Origin of the sequence: Saccharopolyspora sp. NPDC002686 (assembly GCF_040295745.1) — a bacterium.
Classification (GTDB): Bacteria; Actinomycetota; Actinomycetes; order Mycobacteriales; family Pseudonocardiaceae; genus Saccharopolyspora; species Saccharopolyspora oryzae.
The window spans coordinates 1-18,114 of sequence record NZ_JBEOVY010000022.1; the positions used below are offsets into that span (position 1 = coordinate 1).

14 protein-coding genes and 1 pseudogene are annotated in these 18,114 nt (G+C 68.8%); 5 read left to right on the plus strand and 10 right to left on the minus strand.

Going from position 1 to position 18,114, the window contains the following annotated elements:
• The 8 genes from ABTZ89_RS05000 to eccCa all read right to left on the minus strand — a co-directional run.
• The coding region (locus ABTZ89_RS05000) for a carbohydrate ABC transporter permease (protein ID WP_351040335.1) at positions 1-972 on the minus strand (972 nt) is incomplete at its 3' end.
• Between the two features lie 10 nt (positions 973-982).
• Positions 983-1,936, minus strand: coding sequence for a carbohydrate ABC transporter permease (locus tag ABTZ89_RS05005; RefSeq protein ID WP_351040338.1), 954 nt, complete (start codon positions 1,934-1,936; stop codon positions 983-985).
• A 3-nt stretch (positions 1,937-1,939) separates the two neighbouring features.
• The gene (locus ABTZ89_RS05010; RefSeq protein WP_351040341.1) at positions 1,940-2,776 is read right to left on the minus strand and encodes a phosphodiesterase; all 837 of its coding nucleotides are present in this window, start codon (positions 2,774-2,776) and stop codon (positions 1,940-1,942) included.
• 50 nt (positions 2,777-2,826) lie between these two features.
• Positions 2,827-3,552: a tyrosine-protein phosphatase gene (locus tag ABTZ89_RS05015; protein ID WP_351040344.1), complete on the minus strand. Its 726-nt coding sequence runs from the start codon at positions 3,550-3,552 to the stop codon at positions 2,827-2,829.
• Positions 3,549-4,928: an ABC transporter substrate-binding protein gene (locus tag ABTZ89_RS05020; RefSeq protein WP_270946993.1), complete on the minus strand. Its 1,380-nt coding sequence runs from the start codon at positions 4,926-4,928 to the stop codon at positions 3,549-3,551. The genes ABTZ89_RS05015 and ABTZ89_RS05020 overlap by 4 nt, the downstream gene beginning before the upstream one ends.
• 94 nt (positions 4,929-5,022) lie before the next feature.
• Positions 5,023-6,138, minus strand: a complete 1,116-nt coding sequence (locus ABTZ89_RS05025) for an ABC transporter ATP-binding protein (protein ID WP_351040348.1) — start codon at positions 6,136-6,138, stop codon at positions 5,023-5,025.
• Between the two features lie 396 nt (positions 6,139-6,534).
• Positions 6,535-7,398, minus strand: coding sequence for a MurR/RpiR family transcriptional regulator (locus tag ABTZ89_RS05030; RefSeq protein WP_270946991.1), 864 nt, complete (start codon positions 7,396-7,398; stop codon positions 6,535-6,537).
• 214 nt (positions 7,399-7,612) lie between these two features.
• Positions 7,613-11,725 (minus strand): type VII secretion protein EccCa, encoded by a 4,113-nt coding sequence (gene eccCa, locus ABTZ89_RS05035; protein ID WP_351040351.1) that lies wholly within the window; start codon positions 11,723-11,725, stop codon positions 7,613-7,615.
• A gap of 292 nt (positions 11,726-12,017) precedes the next feature.
• Here eccCa and eccD point away from each other — a divergent pair, with 292 nt between their 5' ends.
• From eccD to ABTZ89_RS05050, 3 genes are all read left to right on the plus strand, one after another.
• A complete protein-coding gene (gene eccD, locus ABTZ89_RS05040) occupies positions 12,018-13,457 on the plus strand; it encodes a type VII secretion integral membrane protein EccD (RefSeq protein ID WP_351040354.1) in 1,440 nt (479 codons plus the stop codon).
• Positions 13,458-13,468: 11 nt separating this feature from the next.
• A complete protein-coding gene (gene mycP, locus ABTZ89_RS05045; RefSeq protein WP_351040357.1) occupies positions 13,469-14,875 on the plus strand; it encodes a type VII secretion-associated serine protease mycosin in 1,407 nt (468 codons plus the stop codon).
• A gap of 187 nt (positions 14,876-15,062) precedes the next feature.
• Positions 15,063-15,449: a peptidase inhibitor family I36 protein gene (locus tag ABTZ89_RS05050; RefSeq protein WP_351040360.1), complete on the plus strand. Its 387-nt coding sequence runs from the start codon at positions 15,063-15,065 to the stop codon at positions 15,447-15,449.
• Here the strand turns inward: ABTZ89_RS05050 and ABTZ89_RS05055 are convergent.
• Together ABTZ89_RS05055 and ABTZ89_RS05060 are read right to left on the minus strand one after the other, a co-directional pair.
• Positions 15,445-15,756: pseudogene (locus tag ABTZ89_RS05055) on the minus strand (HutD/Ves family protein); the annotation flags it as partial. The gene ABTZ89_RS05050 and the pseudogene ABTZ89_RS05055 overlap by 5 nt on opposite strands.
• Before the next feature lie 4 nt (positions 15,757-15,760).
• Complete coding sequence (locus tag ABTZ89_RS05060) at positions 15,761-16,189, minus strand: HIT family protein (protein ID WP_351040363.1); 429 nt, start codon at positions 16,187-16,189, stop codon at positions 15,761-15,763.
• Between the two features lie 377 nt (positions 16,190-16,566).
• Between ABTZ89_RS05060 and ABTZ89_RS05065 the strand changes: the two genes are divergently transcribed.
• Both ABTZ89_RS05065 and ABTZ89_RS05070 read left to right on the plus strand, forming a co-directional pair.
• Complete coding sequence (locus tag ABTZ89_RS05065; RefSeq protein ID WP_351040366.1) at positions 16,567-16,932, plus strand: hypothetical protein; 366 nt, start codon at positions 16,567-16,569, stop codon at positions 16,930-16,932.
• A gap of 491 nt (positions 16,933-17,423) precedes the next feature.
• The gene (locus tag ABTZ89_RS05070) at positions 17,424-18,110 is read left to right on the plus strand and encodes a FadR/GntR family transcriptional regulator (protein ID WP_270946621.1); all 687 of its coding nucleotides are present in this window, start codon (positions 17,424-17,426) and stop codon (positions 18,108-18,110) included.
• Positions 18,111-18,114 lie beyond the last annotated feature (4 nt).

The window sequence follows — 18,114 nt, forward strand, 5'->3', positions numbered from 1 at the left end:
TGTTGTTCTCGGCCGACCACTACCGGGCTGCCGCCGACGCGTACCTGACGGGAGTCGAGCGAAGGGTGGAACGAGGACTCGATCCGGACGTGAGCGGACGAAGGCGTCCACGACCTGGCGTTGCAGGAGGAGGTAGAGGACGAAGATCGGCAGGCAGGCCAGGCCCGACGCCGCCATCACCGCGCCCCAGTTGTCGCCCTCGGCGGACAGGAAGCTGCGCACGCCGATCTGCAGCACCGAGTCCGTGCGTTGCAGGACCAGCGCGGGCCAGAAGTACTCGTTCCACGCCGAGATGAACAGCAGGATCGACATGGACGCCAACGCCGGGCGCAGGTTCGGCACCACGACCGTCCACAGCGTCCCCCACGACGAGCGGCCGTCCATCCGCGCCGCGTCCAGCAGCTCCCGGGGGAACGCCTGGATGTGCTGGCGCAGCAGCAGGACAGCCATCGTCGAGCACACCGTCGGGACCACCACCCCGGCCAGCGTGTTGAGCAGCCCGAGCTGGGAGAGGTACACGTAGTTGGGGATCATCGTGACCTGGAACGGGACCAGCCAGGCCCCGACGAACAGCAGGTGCAGCAACCCCTTCCCGGGGAAGTCCCACGCCGCGAACGCGTAGGCCGCCAGCAGCGCCACGAGCAGCTGCGCCAGGCTGGACGCCGCCGCCACCGCGAAGGTGTTCAGCAGCATCTTCCCCATCGGGATGACCTGCCACACGTACTCGTAGTTCGCCAACGACAGCGGCCACGGCAGCAGCGACTGGCCGAGGGCGTCCGACGGCGGGCGCACCGAGGTCGAGTACATCCAGTAGACCGGGAAGACCGCCACGATCGCCAGCGCGATCAGCACGAGGTGCCCGATCACCGAACGTCCCCGGCTCCCCTCCCCCACCGGGCCGTCCTCGGGCCGCGCCACCCGCGCGGGAGGTCGTTCGGCCGCGTGCGGCGCGGCCATCACGGTCAGCGGCATCTCGCACCTCTCAGTTGTCGTAGAAGCTCAACTTGTTCGACAGCCAGACGAAGAACACCGCCACCAGCCCGAACGAGAGGAAGAAGACGGTTCCGGCGGCACCGGCGAAGCCCGCGTCGAAGTTGCGGAAGCCGTACTCCCAGAGCAGGTAGTAGACGTTCGTGGTGGTCCCGTCCGGCCCGCCCTGCGTGAGCACGTCGATCAGCGGGAAGGTGATCTGCACCGACAGCAGCGTGGTCATCAGCACCAGGAACAGCACGGTCGGCGACAGCAGCGGCAACGTGATCCACCGCGTCGTCTGCCAGCGGGAGGCCCCGTCGAGCGACGCGGCAGCGGCGTAGTCGTCGTTGATCCCGGCCAGGCCCGCGGACACGACCAGGGTGGCGAAGCCCAGCAGGCTCCACCCGGAGATGGCGATGATCGCCGTGATCGCGGCACCGGGCTCCCGAAAGAAGTTGACCGCCTCGCCGCCGAACGCCGTGATCAGCTGGTTCACCGGCCCGCTGTTCGGGTCCAGCAACCACCGCCACACCGCGGCCCCGGCCACCGGGGTCACCAGCGTGGGCACGAAGATCAGGGCCTGGTACGCGGTTCGGGCGCGGCCCCGGATCCGCCGGGCGAGCAGCGCCGCGACGATCGGGAGCAGCACCGTGAACGGCAGCAGCGCCGCCATGTAGATCAGCGTGTTCCCGACCGCCTGCCCCATCTCGGGCAGCTGGAGCACGCGCGCGTAGTTGTCCAGGCCCGCCGGCTCCATCGGCGAGCTGGGCAGCAGGTTCCAGTTGTAGAAGGAGAGCTGGAAGGTCTGGGCCAGCGGCCGGTAGGTCCACGCGTAGAGGAAGACCAGGGCCGGGGCCAGGTACAGCAGCGGTGGGAGCAGACCGCGCAGCCGCCGCGCCGCGGAGGGCCGGGCGGGCCGGCTCTCCGCGGCTGGTGCCGCCGGTCGGGCGACCGGGACCAGCACGTGTCAGCTCTCCTGCTCCATGTAGGACTTCAGCTGCTCGATGGTGATCTCGTAGACCGTTTCGCGGGCGCCGATCGGGACCGACGTCGCGATCGCGGTCTCCTCGAACACGTCGATGCGGGTGTAGGCGCCGCCGACGACCCCGCGCAGACCGTTCTGCTCGATCAGCACGTCCTGGGTGTAAGCGCTGGCACCGCTGATCCACACCGGCACGCCGCCGAGCAGGCCGGCAGACGGGTAGTGCGCGTGGCCGCTGACGACGATCCGCACGTCGCTGCCCCGCAACACCTCGCCCAGCTGCGCGGTGCCGTGGAAGGCGACCGAATCCATCAGCGGGATCGGCGAATCCATCGGCGGGTGGTGCAGGGCGAGGACGGTGCCGCCCGGCGCGGGCGTGGCCAGCTCGTCGGCCAGCCAGGACAGCTGTTCCTCGGTCAGCTCGCCGTGGTGCTTGCCGGGAACCGTGCTGTCCAGCACGATCAACCGCAGGTCACCGAACATGCGGACGTGGTCGTACGGTTCGACGCCGTCGGCGTCCAGCAGGCCCGCCCGGAACGCGGCTCGCTCGTCGTGATTGCCCATCGCGTACAGCACCGGGATCCCGGTGCGCTCGCCGAAGGCTTCGACGATCGCGCGCAGCCGGCGGTAGGCGGCGGGGTCCGCGGTGTCGGCGAGGTCTCCGCTGAGCAGCACCGCGTCCGGCGGGGTGGACAGCTTCTCGACGTCTTCCAGGGCCGAGGTCAGGTTCTCCGCGGTGTCGACGCGGCCGTGCAGGAGGTCGCCTTCGGGGACGATGTGGGAGTCGCTGATCTGGATGATCGTGTGGCGGGGCAAGGACATTTCCGGGCTCCTCGGGGACTTGCGCGGGGTCGTGAGCGCGGGTTCCGCGGTCACGACACGAGCGCGGTGCGGAGTGCTTCGAGTTCTTCTCCGGTCGCGCCGTGCGCGAGCAGGAAGTCCCGCACCGTGCCGTGCTTTCCGGTGATGCGGGTCAGGGTGTCGTGGATGAGTTCGGGCGGGCAGGCGACGGCGTTGTCGCGCGGTTGCTGGGAGAGGCCGATCGCGGCCATCCGCTGCTCGATGTCGGCCAGGTACTCGGCGCCGAGGAATTCGCCGGTCATCGCGTAGTCCTCGGCGATCACCTCCGGTGCCACCCCGGCCACCGACAGCGCCAGGGCGATGACGACACCGGTCCGGTCCTTCCCGGCGCTGCAGTGCACCACCGCGGGCAACGCGCCCGGCCGGGCCAGCTCCCGCACGGCGAGCACGAGCCGGTCGCCGAAGTCGTCGACCATCCGCCGGTAGATCTCCGGCAGGCCCATCGCCGCCGAGTCCAGCCGCTCGGCGAAGATCGGCACCCACCGCTGCACCGGCTCCGGTCCGGTGAACGCGTCCGGCGCGTGCTCCCGTTCAGCGCGTTCCCGCAGGTCCAGAACGGTCCGCAAGCCCATCTCGGCGAAGTGCGCCCGTCCCGCGTCGGTCAACCGGTGCAGCGCGTCCGCGCGGATCAGGGTGTTCCAGCGGATCGACCGGCCGTCGGCGGTCGGGTAGCCGCCGACGTCGCGCACGTTGTGCGTGCCGGTCAGCGGCACGTGCCGCTGCGTCGCCGCGCTCATGAGCGCGGCATGAGCTCGGTGGCCCTGCGCTGGGCCTCGGACAACGTCGCCTGCGGATCCTGACCGCGGTAGACGGAGTTCTCCACCGCCTGCAGCATCAGGTCGCGGATCTGCACGTAGTGGTCGCCGGGGAAGGACACCCACGGCTCCAGCCGGTCCAGCTGGGTCAGGTTGGGGCGGATGAGCGGGTTCCGGTCGGCCCACGGCTTGAGCCCGTTCGGGTCGTCGACCAGACCGGTGCGCAGCGGCAGGTACCCGATCTTCGAGGAGATCGCCTGGTACGCCTCGTCGCTGGTGAGGAACTTGATCAGCTCCCAGGACGCCCGCTGCTTGGCCTTGTCGTCGGACATCACGAACAGCGCGGAGCCGGAGTTGGTGGGCACCGTCGGGTTGCCGCCGAAGGACGGCATCGGCGCTGCCCGCAGCTCCCACTTGCCCGCCGACTGCGACTGCAAGCTCCCTTGCAGCGCACTGGTTTCCAGGAACATGCCGAGCTGCCCGCGGCCCATCGCATCCATCGCTTGCGCCTGGGTCAGGTCCGGGGTGACCCCGGACTTCACGAGCTGCTGGGCCATCGAGATCGCTTCGACGGCCGGCGGTTCGGCGAAGGTCAGCGACTTGCGGTCGGCGGAGAGCACCTGGCCGCCGTTGGAGCGGATCAGGCCCTGCAGGCACCAGTCGCCCGAGGTCTTGGTCAGGCAGTCGAGGTACGCGCCGGGGGTCCCGGTGCTGTTCTTGATCGCCAGACCGGCCTGCTGCACCTCGGCCCAGGTGGTCGGCGGCTTGTCCGGGTCCAGCCCGGCGCGGCGGAACAGGTCGGCGTTGTAGTAGAGGACCGGCGTGGAGAACACGTACGGCATGCCGTAGGTCTTGCCGTCCAGCTTCGCCAGCTCCCGGGCCCGCGGGTGCACCGGGTGCGCACCTTCGAAGTGGGCCTGCACCGCGTCGCGGCCGACGATGTCGTCGAGCGCCTTCGGCCGCAGCTGGTGCACGGCGTAGTCCAGATCGCCGAAGGTCAGCTGCGCGACGTCCGGGGCCTTGCCGACCACGAGCTGGCTCTGCACGCTGGCGACCGTGTTGGCACCGGCGTTGCTGCCGGCCGCGCCCTGCGGGGGCTGCCCGTGCACCTTGATGTTGGGGTGCTTGGCCTGGAACTCCGCGAGCAGCCCGTTGATGGTGTCCGTCCACGCGCCCGCGGTGGCCAGGTTGTAGCTCTCGAAGGTGATGTCCACCTGCTGGTTCGGATCGAGTTCGGGGGCGATCTCGGCGGCACCGGAATCCGCCGCGGTGCTGCCCAGACCACCGCATGCGGTGGCCAGCAGCACCACGGCGCCCAGCATCGCGCCGAGGACGCCGGACCGGCGTGCGTTTCTCACTCTCGGTTCTCCTTGTTCAGGGGGGGTTCTGCGGCGCCGTTGGCCGCCTTTGGGGCCGCGCCAAGGGTTTTCAGCGAGTTCGTCGAACGGGTTCTCAAGAAGCGCTGACGGGCACCGGGTCGTCCTGCCACACCAGCCGTCGGCCGGTGGGCTCGTCGAAGAGGTGGATCCGGTGGGGATCGGCGGTCAGCGCGACCGCTTCTCCGGCGACGACGCCGAGCGGACGAGGACCTCGAACGGCGACGTCCGTGCCGCCCACGTCGCAGATCGCCACCTCCTCGCTGCCGAGGTTCTCCACCGCCCGCACCGCTCCGCGCAGCAGCGGGCGTTCGCCGGGTTCCTCGGTCAGCGCGGCGAAGGACAGGTGCTCCGGACGGATCCCGAGCACCACCTCCTGCTCCGGGGTCGTCCCGCTCCACAGCGGGACGTCCAGCCCGGGCGCGGTGACTCGCACGCGCTCGTCCCCGGCGGCCACCCGCGCGGACAGCAGGTTCATCGGTGGTGCGCCGAGGAATCCGGCGACGAAGACCGACTCGGGCTGGTCGTAGACCTCCGCCGGGGTGCCGACCTGTTCGAGGCGACCGCCGTTGATCAGCGCGATCCGGGTGGCCATCGTCATGGCCTCGACCTGGTCGTGCGTGACGTAGATGAAGGTGGATCCGAGCCGCCGGTGCAGCGCGGCCAGCTCGACCCGGGTCGCGGTGCGCAGCTTGGCGTCCAAGTTGGACAGCGGCTCGTCCATCAGGAACGCCTTCGGATCGCGCACCAGCGCGCGGGCCAGCGCGACCCGTTGCCGCTGGCCGCCGGAGAGCTCCTTGGGGCGCCGGTCGAGCAGCCCGCCGAGTTCCAGTTGAGCGGCGACCGCCGCGACGCGTTCCCGCACCTCGGCGCGGGGACGGCGGCGGATCCGCAGCGGGAAGCCGATGTTGCTCGCCACGGTCAGGTGCGGGTAGAGCGCGTAGCTCTGGAAGACCATCGCCAGGTCGCGCCGCTTGGGCGGCAGGTCCGTCACGTCCTCGCCGTCGACCAGGATGCGCCCTTCGCTGGGCGGCAGGAGCCCGGCGATCATGCGCAACAGGGTCGTCTTCCCGCAGCCGCTCGGCCCGAGCAGAGCCAGGAAGTCTCCGTGCTCGATTTCCAGGTCCATGCCGTCCACCGCCGCGACGGCGCCGAAGCGCCGCCCCAGCCGCTCGAGGCGAATCCGTCCCACGACTCCTCCTATGAATTCGCGTTCCACAGATCGGTGGATCTTGAGTAACGCGCTTACACGGGGAGTCTCATCGAGCTCCGTGAACGAGAGATGACCGGCAGCCGAGCAGGATCCATCCGCTCGGCCAGGATTGAGCCTTTTTCATCCTGCTCGGACTGCGACCGCGAAGCACGACCGGCACCGCCCTGTGCGGGTCGCATGCGCCGCAGGCGAATAGCCCACCCTCGGCGCTTGCGCCGCCGCGGGTTCTCAGCGTTCGCCTGGCGAGGACGGCCCGGCTGCCGTGTATTGGCATACATAAAGTCGGGCACCCGGAGTCCAGGCGGGCGCTGAGGTTCCGCCACCCGCACCGCCACGCAGGACGAGGATGGAAAACCCTCATTGAGCAGGCGTCGGTCAGCTTCGGCGCAGATCGGGCGAAACGATCCGCCAGACCTCCTCCAGCACCTCCTGCGAGCGGTCCGCGCGCCGGAACCCCACGGTGATCTGCAACGACACCAGCAGCGCCAGCTGCGTCATCGGACCGGACAGCACGTTGGGCTCGGCCACCGGCGGAGCGGTTCCGGTCACCAGCACGATGTCGCTGACCGAGGCCAGCGGCGACCGCGCGAAACCCGTCACCCCGATCATCCCGGCCCCGGCCTTCTGCGCCGCCTCAGCGGCCCGGACCGTCAACTCGTTGGCCCCGCTGGAGCTGACCGCCACGCACAGGTCCTCCGGGGCCAGCAACCGCGCGGTGATCTGCTGCGTCACCGCGTCCACCGGGGCGTCCGCCGGGAAACCAGCGGCAGCGAACCGGAAGGCCGCGGCCTGCGCGACGAACGACGAACCGCCGTTGCCGACGAACAGGATCCGGCGAGCAGCGGTCATCCGATCCGCGGCACGCGCCAACGCATCCGCGTCGATGGTGCTCATGCCGGCGGAAACGGCGGAACTCACCGCGCTGAACACCGCCGATGCGACGGCTTCCGGCGGATCCTCCGGCGAGAACTCGGGTTCGGCCTGCTGCGCCCCGGCACCGATGTCGCGGGCCAGCAGCAGCCGCAGCTGCTGGAAACCCCGGAACCCGAGGTGCTGGCAGGCACGCACCGCGGTCGCCGAGGAGGTGCTGGCCGCGGCGGCCAGATCGGCGACCGACCAGTCGACGACTTCCTTGGGCCGCGCGAGCAGCACCTCGGCGACCCGCTGCTCGCTGGGCAGCAGGGCGGGCAAGGTCGCTCTGATCCGCGCGAGCGTCCCACCAACCGGTTGGTCGTTCATGACGACATGAATACCAGCGGGCAGCGCTGAACCACCCGCCAGCGCGGTTTTCGAGACGAGGCGCACCTCAGCCGCGCGGCGAGAAGCACGGCGGACCGCCGTCGGTGCCCCGGCGTGCGGCGTCGTCGTCGAGGTACCTTCCTGACCTGCTCCACGAACTCCGCGACTGGCCGACCTGACCTTCCCGGAATTCCGCCCGAGAACGCCGAAAGACTCACTCCGGCGGGATGAACGCCGTCTGGATCATCTGCGGACCACCACGCAGGCTGCGGCTCACCAAGGTACCGCGACCCAGCGGGAGCGCACGCGACTTGATGTTCGCCACCAGCTGGCCGTCGTCCTTGTTCGCGCTCATCGCCAGACCCGGGGCCGACGTCTCGCGCATCTTGCCGATCAACGGCTCGTACAGCGCACGACCCGCACCACCCGAGTTGCGGGCCAGGATGATGTGCAGACCCACATCGCTGGCCGTCGGGATGAACTCCGCCAGCGGAGCCAGCGGGTTGTTGCCCTGCGGCGCCACCAGCTCGTAATCGTCGACGATCACGAACAGCTCCGGACCCTTCCACCAGGAACGGTTCTTCAACTGCTCCTGCGTCACATCCGGACCCGGCAGGCGCTTCTTCAACGACCCCGCCACATCCTTGACGTTGCTCTTGAGCTGGTCCGCACCCACCGCGTACTCCAGCAGGTGGCCGGTGTTGAGGAAGCCGAGCATCGTGCGCCGGTAATCCACCAGCAGGATCAACGCTTCCTTCGGCGTGTACCGCTCGGTGATACCCCGGACGATCGTGCGCAGCAGCGCCGTCTTGCCCGACTCCCGCTCACCGAACGCGTAGAAGTTCGGCTCGGCGTTGAAGTCCAGGTACACCGGGTGCAGACCATCCTCGTTGATACCAATCGGCACCAACTTCGGATTCGGCTGCTGCTCCGGACGCGGCAGCTGCTGGTGCGGCAGGAGATCCGGCAGCAGGCGGACCTGCGGCGCCGGACGCCCCTTCCACGAGCTCTTGACCCGGTTCACCAGGTCCGCGACACCGTCGGAGACGTCGTCGTTGTAGAGCTCCCAACCCATCCGCGGGTTGCGCAGCGGCTTGCCCTCGTCGGCCTCGCGCTTGACCGCCTCGATCTCGTCGGCGACGCGATCACCGATCTTCTCACTGTCCACGCGGGGCAGAGCGGTCAGGAAGTGCAGCTTGGTGCCGTGCATACCGCGACCCGGGCGGCCCTGCGGGACCTTCACCGCGAACTTGCGGTCGATCTCCGACTCGCTCGGGTCACCGAGGCGGAGCTCGATGCGGGTCTGCATCAAGTCCTTCATCGCCGGGCGGATCTCCGCCCACCGCGCCGCGGTGACGAACACGTGCACGCCGTAGGCGAGACCGTTGGCCGCCAGGTTCAGCACGTCCTGCTCGAGGGCCTCGAACTCCTCGCGGAACGTCCGCCAGCCGTCGATGATCAGGAACGCGTCGCCGAACGGGTCGTCCTCGAACTCACCGCGGCGGCGCTTGTTCCGGTAGTCGTTCATGCCCTCGACGCCGTGCTGCGCGAAACGGGCTTCCCGCTCGGCCAGCATCGTCTTGAGCTCGGCGATCGTCCGGCGCACCGTGTCCGCGTCGCGGCGGGTGCCGTAACCACCCATGTGCGGCAGGCCGCGCAGCGCACCGATCGAACCACCACCGAGGTCGACGCAGTAGAACTGCACCTCCTGCGGGGTGTGGGTCAGCGCCATCGAAGCGATCATCGCGCGGACCGTGTTCGACTTGCCGGCACCGACACCGCCGACGATCGCGCCGTGACCGCCCTGACCGCTCAGGTCGAGGATCATCGGGTCCTGGCGCTGGTTGTACGGGACGTCGATCAGGCCGACCGGGACCTGCAGCCGACCGCTGCCCGCGTAACCGGCGGCGGTGTAACCGCGGTCGTCGGTCTGCTGCAGCGGAGGCAGCAGGCTGTCCAAAGTGGGCGGGGAGTCCAGCGGGGGCAGCCACACCTGGTGGGCGGGCGGACCCTGACCGTGCACCTTGTCGATGACGATCTGGAAGTCGGTCGGGTCGAGGTCGCTCTTCTTCTCCTCCTTGACCTCTTCGACGACCGGCTTCTCCGGCTCCTTCGGCTTCTCCACGTAGTCCGGGATGAAGGGCCGCGGCATCTTCTCACCGGTGACCGGCGACGCAGCGCCCTTGAGCGCCGGCCGACGACCACTGGTCTGGTGCAGGTGACCGGACACGAACGCGGCGCGGAACCGGTCCATGCCGTTCGGGTGCTTCAGGTAGCCGTGACCACCGGTGGCCGGCAGGTCCGCGGCGTCCGGAACACCGATGGCCGCGCGGGATTCCGCCGCGTTGAAGGTCTTCAGACCGATCCGGTACGACAAGTGCGAGTCCAGACCGCGCAGCTTGCCCTCTTCCAGCCGCTGCGACGCGAGCAGCAGGTGGACCTGCAGCGAACGACCCAGACGACCGATCATCACGAACAGCTCGGCGAAGTCCGGCTGCTGCGAGAGCAGCTCGGAGAACTCGTCGATGACCACGAACAGCGCGGGCAACGGCTCAGCGCAGCGGTCGTCGCCGGCCTCGGCCATCTTCCGGTAGTCCCAGACGTTCTTCGCGCCCGCCTTGTTCAGGACCTCCTGGCGGCGGTTCATCTCACCGGCCAGCGCGTCCGACATGCGGTCGATCAGCGAACCGTCGCCCTCGAGGTTCGAGATGTTCGCCGACACGTGCGGCGCCGGGTCGAACCCGTTGAACGTCGCACCACCCTTGAAGTCGACGAGCACGAAGTTGAGCATCGACGACGAGTGGGTGGCGATCAGGCCCAGCACGATGGTGCGCAGGAACTCCGACTTACCGGAACCGGTCGCACCGATGCACAGACCGTGCGGACCCATACCGCCCGAGGCGGTCTCCTTGATGTCCAGGTGGACGATCTCGCCCTGCTCGCCGGGGCCGATCGCGACGCGGTAGAGGTCGTCGCGGGACCGCGGCCGCCAGGCCTCGTTGAGGTCGAAGGTGACGACGTCACCGGCCAGCCCCAGCTGCTCCACGTAGTTCAGCGGCGTGGTCAGCGGCTCGTAGCCACCGCTGTCCGCATCGGACGCGGCGCCCCCGCCACCGGCGACCCGGTACGGGGAGAGCTGGCGGGCCAGCGCAGCGGCCTCCTCCATGCTCAGCGAGTCCGGCTTGCCGAACCACTCGACACCGCTGCCGCCGCGAGCACCGACCCGGCCCTCCTCGACGACCATCCGCATGCCGCGGCGTGCGGTGAGCTGCCCGAGCAGGTCGGACAGGTCGATCATGGTCACGCCGGCCAGGCCGCCCTCGACGTAGAGCGCTTCCTCGCGGCTGATCTCGGCGTCATCGATGATGATCACGATGTGCGGCTGGCCGTCCGGCGGAGCCGCGTTGCGCTGGAAGCGCGGCCGCTCGGCCAGCTGCTCGGAGAGCATCTGCTCGATCGCGGCCAGCGAACCGGCCATCAGGCGCATCTGACCGATGCCGTCGGTCTCGGTCGGGTGCTGGGCGTGCGGCAGCCACTTCACCCACTCCCACTCGGTGCGCGCGCGGCCGCTGCTGGCGACCGCGATCATCACGTCGTCGGGGGTGTGGAAGGTGGCCAGCTGGCACACCATCGCGCGGGCCAGGCCGCGCACGAGTTCCTTGTCGCCCTGCAAGCCGACCGCGGCGAAACCGCGCAGCGAGGTGGCGATCGGCAGGTCCGGCACCAGCGAGTGCGCGCGCACGAAACGGCGCAGCGCCAGCGTCGTGATCGGCTCCAGCTCGTCGACCGGACCGGTCTGCGGCGGCACCAGGCGGGTTTCCAGCCGCTGCGAACCGCGGCCGACCCGCACCTGGCAGAAGTCGTTGTCGTTCGGACGACGCTCCCACATGCGCCGGCTCGGACCTGCCGCCAGCGACCACAGGGTCTGCGGGTCCGGGTGCACCCACTCCCGCGCCAGGCGCTGCTCGTCGGCAGCCTCCCGCGCGCGGTCGCGCATCTGACCGAGGTACCGCAGGTAGTCCTTGCGGTCCTCGTTCATCTCGGCCTTCTTCTGGCCGCCTTCCTTGCCCCCACCGGCCATCATCCCGAAAGTTGAGATGAGCATCATCATCGGCATCATCATCATCATCGGGTTGTTCTGCGCCCGCTGGAGCATGAAAACCATCATTCCCAGCGAAGCGACGATCATGACGGCCGGCAGGACCTTCTGGACGATGTTGCCCGGAATGGTCCGCGGGATCTCCGGCGGTGGTTCGAGGTGCACCTCCCCGCCCGGTGGCCTGGGAGCGGCCAGGCGTGGCGTTCGCTTGAACTGCAGCGTGCTCACCGGACGCAACAACCTTTCCGTGTCAAACGTGCTCTCGATGTCGCGCCCAGCATTCTGCACAGCTGCGGCGCCACCGGCGGCGGGGTGGGAGTCGGACGTGACCAAGCAGATATCAAGTCGTTGGCACGAGTTCCGCCAAACCCGTCACCCCTCGACGGTTGGTGTGGCCATACTAGGGGCGCTCTCCGACCGGGCGGGTCGGTTTCGAAAGAAAAACCCGGCCTTGGTTGGATCGAGCCCCAGACGACAAAAGAATGCAAGGCAATCAACCTTCAGGGAGTAGGGGGCCCAAGTGGCGACCGGGACCACGGTGTTCAGCCGCGTGACGGTGGTGGCACCTACAACTCGCATCGACCTGGCGCTGCCTTCCGACGTGTCGGTGGCAGACCAGCTGCCGATGCTGCTGGAAATGGCCCGCGAGACGACGCCCGACGGCGGTTCGCGGCACGGGGGCTGGGTCCTGGCACGGCTTGGCGACAGCGAGCCGCTCGAACCGAACCAGTCGTTGTCCGCGCAGGGCATCGTGGACGGCGACATGCTGCAGCTGCGGCGCGGCGCGGACAACCCGCCGCCGCCGCTGTACGACGACGTCGTCGACGCGCTCGCCGAGGCCGAGCCCGGCAGCTACCGGCCCTGGACCAAGGAGACCGCGGCCAAGGTCGGGCACACCGCCGGTGCGCTGGCGCTGATCGGCGCAGCCGCGTCGCTCGGCCTGGCCGGACCGGCCGGGCTGCTGCACCACAACCTCGACACCACCACCGCGATCGTGTTCCAGATCGTGGCCGCGGTGGTCGGCGTCGTCGTGGCGTTCTTCGCGACCGGCGTCGGATCCATGGTGACCCGCGCCTACGCGGCGCCGACGACGGGAACCGTCATCGCGGCGGCGGGCGGTCTGCCGTTCGCCTTCGTGGCCGGTTTCAACATCGTCCCGGGCAACGCGCTCGAACCGCGATTGCTGCTGGCCAGCGCGTTGACGTTCATCTTCGCCTCAGTGTCGATCATGGTGATCGGGGCGGGCGTCGTCACGTTCATCGCCGCTGCGACCGCTGGCGCCTTCGGCACCGTGGCCTTCATCGTCGGCACCCTGGTGCCCGCTGCGAACCCGGCAGGCATCGCCGCCGGTGCCGCCGCCATCGGCCTGGCCGGCATCTCGCTGCTGCCGCGCATCACGATCCAGCTCGCCAAGCTGCCGCTGCCGCACGTGCCGGGCAGCGCCGAGGACCTCAAGGAAGACACCGGTTTCCCGGACTACCGCATGATCGAGCGGCAGACCGGCCTGGCGCACCAGTACATGACCGGCCTGATCGTGGGCTGCGGCGTGGTGGCCGCGGGCGGCGCCATCGTCGCCGCGGTGTTCAACCCGGTCTGGGGCGCGGCCTTCGCCGTCGTCGTCTCCGCGGTGCTGCTGCTGCGCGGCCGCAACTACGCCAACGGCAGCCAGGCGATCGCCCTGCTGTTCAGCGGTCTGCTGTCCTCGCTGGGCGTCACCATCGGCCTGCTGGCGCAGGTCGCGACCATGCCGGTCGCGGTCGCCTGGGTGTTCCCGCCGCTGCTGCTGCTGGGCGTCCTGTCGATCATCTTCGGCGTGGTGTTCCCGAACCGCCGGTTCTCCCCGGTGCAGCGCCGCATGGTGGACATCCTGGAGGCGGTCCTGATCGCCCTGGTGCTGCCGCTGGCGCTGGCCGCGATGGACCTCTACATGTACATCCGCGACCTCAACATCAACTTCTGAGGGACGGCTCGATGCGCTCAAGGTTCTCCCGCAGCACGCTGCGCACATCCGCGCTGCTCGCCGCGGTCGGTGTGCTCGCGCTGGGTGGGCCGACGGCACCGGCGGTCGCGCAGACGACCGTCGGTCCACCGCCTCTCGACGAGTCCAAGCGGGCCGGTAACAACCTCGATGGTTTCAACTTCCCGCAAAAGCAAGCCTGCATGCAGGGCAACCCCGGCAACTCCGTGATCGAGGAGAAGCCGTGGAGCCAGCGGGTCCTCGGGTACGAACGGGCTCACGAGCAGGGTCTGACCGGTGCGGGCAAGACCGTCGCGGTCATCGACACCGGCGTGAACCCCCACCCGCGGTTGAAGAATCTCCGCAGCGGCGGCAACAGCGTCCTGCAGGACGGCGGGCCGGGCGCTGGAACCAAGGACTGCGACGGGCACGGCACGATCGTCGCGGGCATGATCGCGGCTTCTCCGGACCCGACGAACCAGACCGGTTTCGTCGGGATCGCGCCGGATTCGGCGATCCTGTCCATCCGGCAGAACTCCAGCCTGTTCGTCGAGGACGAGACGAACCAGACCATCGGCAACACTCAGACGATGGCGCAGGCCATCAACATCGCTGTTGCCAGCGGCGCGGACGTCATCAACATCTCGCAGTCGTCCTGCCAGCCGATCAGCCGGGCAGAAGACCCCAGCGACTACGGCAACCAGGAGCTGCAGACGGCGGTCAAGCAGGCCTACGACGCCGGTGTCGTCGTGGTCGCGGCAGCGGGCAACGTCGGTGGCCAGTGCCAGAAGAACCCGGCCGGTAGCCCGACGACCGCGGTGCTGCCGGCGTGGTTCGACAAGTACGTGCTGACCGTGGCCTCGGTGAACGAGCAGGGCGCGCCCTCCGAGTTCACCGTTCCCGGCCCCTGGGTCGACGTCGCCGCCCCCGGCGAGAACCTGATCGCGCTGGACCCGGGTCACAACGGCAAGGGCCTGGCCAGCCAGATCGCGCACGGCCAGGACGGCCAGATGGGCCCCATCGAGGGCACCAGCTTCGCGGCGCCTTACGTGTCCGGTCTCGCTGTGCTGATCAAGCAGAAGTTCGAGGAAGAGGGCAAGCACCTCGACGCCGGTCAGATCATGGACCGGATCAAGGAGACCGCCCTGCACCCCGGCGGCGCCGGTGGCCGCAACGACATCGTCGGCTACGGCACGGTCGACCCGGCGGCGGCACTGGGCAACATCGTCCCGGCCGAATGGGGCAAGACGAACCCGCCGCAGCCGCAGAAGAAGCTCGGCGCGGACGTCCTGCCGCAGAAGGACTACCCGGCCCTGATCATCGCCCTCGGCGGTGCGGGCGCGGGTATCGCGGCGATCGTCTTCACGGCGTTCCTGACCAACGCGGTCCGCAACGTCCGAGCCCGAACCCGCGGCCAGTAAGCAGCGAGCGAAAAAGCGGGCTGGTCTGTCCATCGAGGACAGACCAGCCCGCTTTTTCATCGATATATGACGTAAGCCACAGTTCTTCTTTGCAAACCACGCAAACTGCGCTTATTCGATACGTTCACGCACAGTGCTGGGAACAGCACGGAGAGAACGAACAGACGAATATATCTGGGGAAAACCAATGTCCGTACGGAAGCGCATCTTCTCAGTTCTCGGCGCCAGCGCCCTGGCCTTCAGTGGTCTGCTCATCTCTGGGGCCGCCCAGGCGGAGACCGCGTTCTCGCAGCCAGCAGCAGCCTGCCCTGCCGAGCACGTCTGCCTCTACACCGGCCCCAACGCCACCGGCAAGATGGCGTCCTTCCAGTGGGGGTCGCCTGACCTGCGAGGCCAGGGCGTTGACAAGGCGCAGTGGGTGATCAACAACCGATCGCAGATGTTCTGCCTGTTCCCGGACTACAACTACGCCGGAAGCTGCAATCCCGTGTGGCGGACTGTCCCGCAGGGCTTCTCCGTTCCCGCCGCACGCGGACCTCGCCGCGGCAACGCCCGCGTGCCGTCATCAGGTTGAGCACCCGAGCCGGTTCGACCAGGCCCCGCAGGGCCACCTCCGTCTCGCCAGGGAACCGGATCTGCTGATACCGGTCCGCGTGGTGCGGACGACCGTCGACGACGAGCTCGAAACCTCCGCCGACGACCGAGGTGAAGACGCGCTCGACCCCGTCGAAGCGGGAGAAAGGTCCGTCCTCGCCGAGGTCGGCCAGGCTCAGCCGCCACTCGAAGTCCGCCCCGGGCGGCTCCGCCCACAACTCCCGCGTGATTCCCCGGCCGTTGCGCCAAGGCTTCGGTTCCACCCTCCCCGGATCTACGACGATCACGCCGTCAGCCCAGGGCGGCGGAGACCCGGCGGCCCAGGTCGGCGATCGCGTCCAGGTCGCCCGGGACGTCCGGTTTCCACGGCAGCACGAGGCGATCCTTGGCCTTGTCGGTGTACCGGGGGATCACGTGCAGGTGGAAGTGGAACACCGACTGCCACGCATCGGCTCCGCAGCAGTTGAGCAGGTTCACGCCATCGGCACCGAACACACCGGCCGCTGCCTTGGCGACGCGCTGCGCGGCCAAGGTGACGGCGGTCAGGTCATCGGCCGGGATCTCGAACAGATCCTTGCTGTGCCGCTTGGGAACGACCAGCAGGTGGCCGTCCGAGGCCGGGTTGATGTCCATGAACGCGAACGTCGCCTCGTCCTCGGCCACCTTCACGCCCGGGACGTCGCCCGACACGATGCCGCAGAACACGCACTGATCACTCACGCAGCGGAGCTTAACCGGCCGACCACGCCGTCGTCGCGATCGCTCGGCATCTGAGCGGCGCATGAACATTTCCGAAATTCCCGACGCGAAATCCGGCGTTCGAATACTCGGCCGCACAACGGGAAGTCATGGCACGACGGCACTCATCCGAATAGGACTCGTTCCCCGTCCAGGACCAACGATGCGGGAACGCGGGGATCACACCGAGATAACTCTTTCGATCGCGGCTTTGTCGGGTGCACGAAAAACACCGCTGGTAGACGTTATTTATGACCAGGTTTCATATTTTTCGCAAGTCAAGTGAAGCAGTCATCCCATCGCCTGACCACGGCGGTTGGGGTTGTTCCCCCCGACGGCCGTAGTCACAATCGACCGCCATGAGCTACCCTCCGCCGCACGATCACGGTCGCTACCCGCAGGACGGCTATTACGACGACCGCTCTTACCGCGGACGCGACCGTCGCGACGATGGAGCCGCAACCGTTGCGAATATCATTCGGGTTGTTGTCAGCACGGTCATCGCCATTTTCGCGCTGCACGTCCTTTTCGTCGTTCTCGACGCGAACCAGGGAAATGGATTCGTCACCTTCATCTACACGCTCGCCAAGGCGCTCGTGCTGGGACTGGGAGACGTCTTCACCCCCGACGACGCGCTCCTGGGCGTCATCCTGAACTACGGTCTGGCCGCACTGGTCTACCTCGTGGTGGGGCAGCTCATCATCAAGGCGATCCGCCGCCCTTGATCGACAGCTCGAGGCCTGCGCCGTCACCCGCCACGGCGCAAGCTTCCGCCCCGGCAGGCGTACCGCCCGCCGTCGTGCCGAGCAGCGGGCCCGTCCGCCAACCAGTCGGCGACTCGCATTCGCACCGCCCCCGGGTGATTACCCTCGGTGTCCAGTTCGCCCTCTCGCGCTGCCTCGACTCCCGCTTCTGCGCCGACACCCCGCGGTCAGCGACCTGGAGGCACATGCCGTGGGGTCGATGCCCGGACCGGCTGGGTCGACCACGCCGCCCCAACCCCTCCACCTGCGAAAATCCGGCACCACGTGGTGCTGCCACCGACCCGGAGCAGACCGGACACCGGCATCGCATTCGCGCCAACCGGCCAAAGCTCACTTATCCGGGCGTAGCACTCTGAACCCTTGACAGCAGAGCGTGTTCGTATTCACCCTTTCGTGCCATGAACCTGTCCGACAGCCGGGCAGCTGGACACGGCGTCCGGCGAGTCGGCGCGATGGAAGCCGTGCTCGCCCACCTCCGCGATGCGATCGAGCGGGGCGAGTACGCGGTCGGCGACAAGCTGCCCGCCGAGGCCAGCCTCGGCAAGGAATTCGAGGTCAGCCGGTCCGTGGTGCGGGAGGCCCTGCGGGGCCTGCAGGCCCTGGGCCTGACGGCGTCGAAGACCGGCAAGGGCACCTTCGTGGTCTCGAAGAGGCCGGTCGAGAACCCGGTGTTCGGCCCCTACTCGGCGCGGGACATCCTCGAGGTGCGCCGGCACGTCGAGGTCCCGGCGGCGGCGTACGCTGCTCGCCGGCACACCTCGGACCACCTGGACGCTCTCACCGAGCTGGTGGAGCGGATGGAGCACGAGACCGACAACACCGCCTGGGTGGCGCTGGACTCGCTGTTCCACATCACCATCGCGCAGACGTCGGGCAACCCGGTCTTCGGGAAGGTCATCGAGGAGATCAGGGACGCCCTGGCCAGGCAGTCGACACTGCTGAACCAGCTCGGCGACCGGCGCGCGGCGTCCAACGTCGAGCACCGGATCCTCCTGGAAGCGATCGGCAGCGGCGATGAACTCGCGGCCACCGAGGCGATGACCCAGCACCTGACGCGTGTCGAAAGCACGCTCAGCACCATCGTCGGGCCCCAGACCGCTACCGCGGTGCCCGAAGCGCACGAGAACGGGGATAGCTGAATCC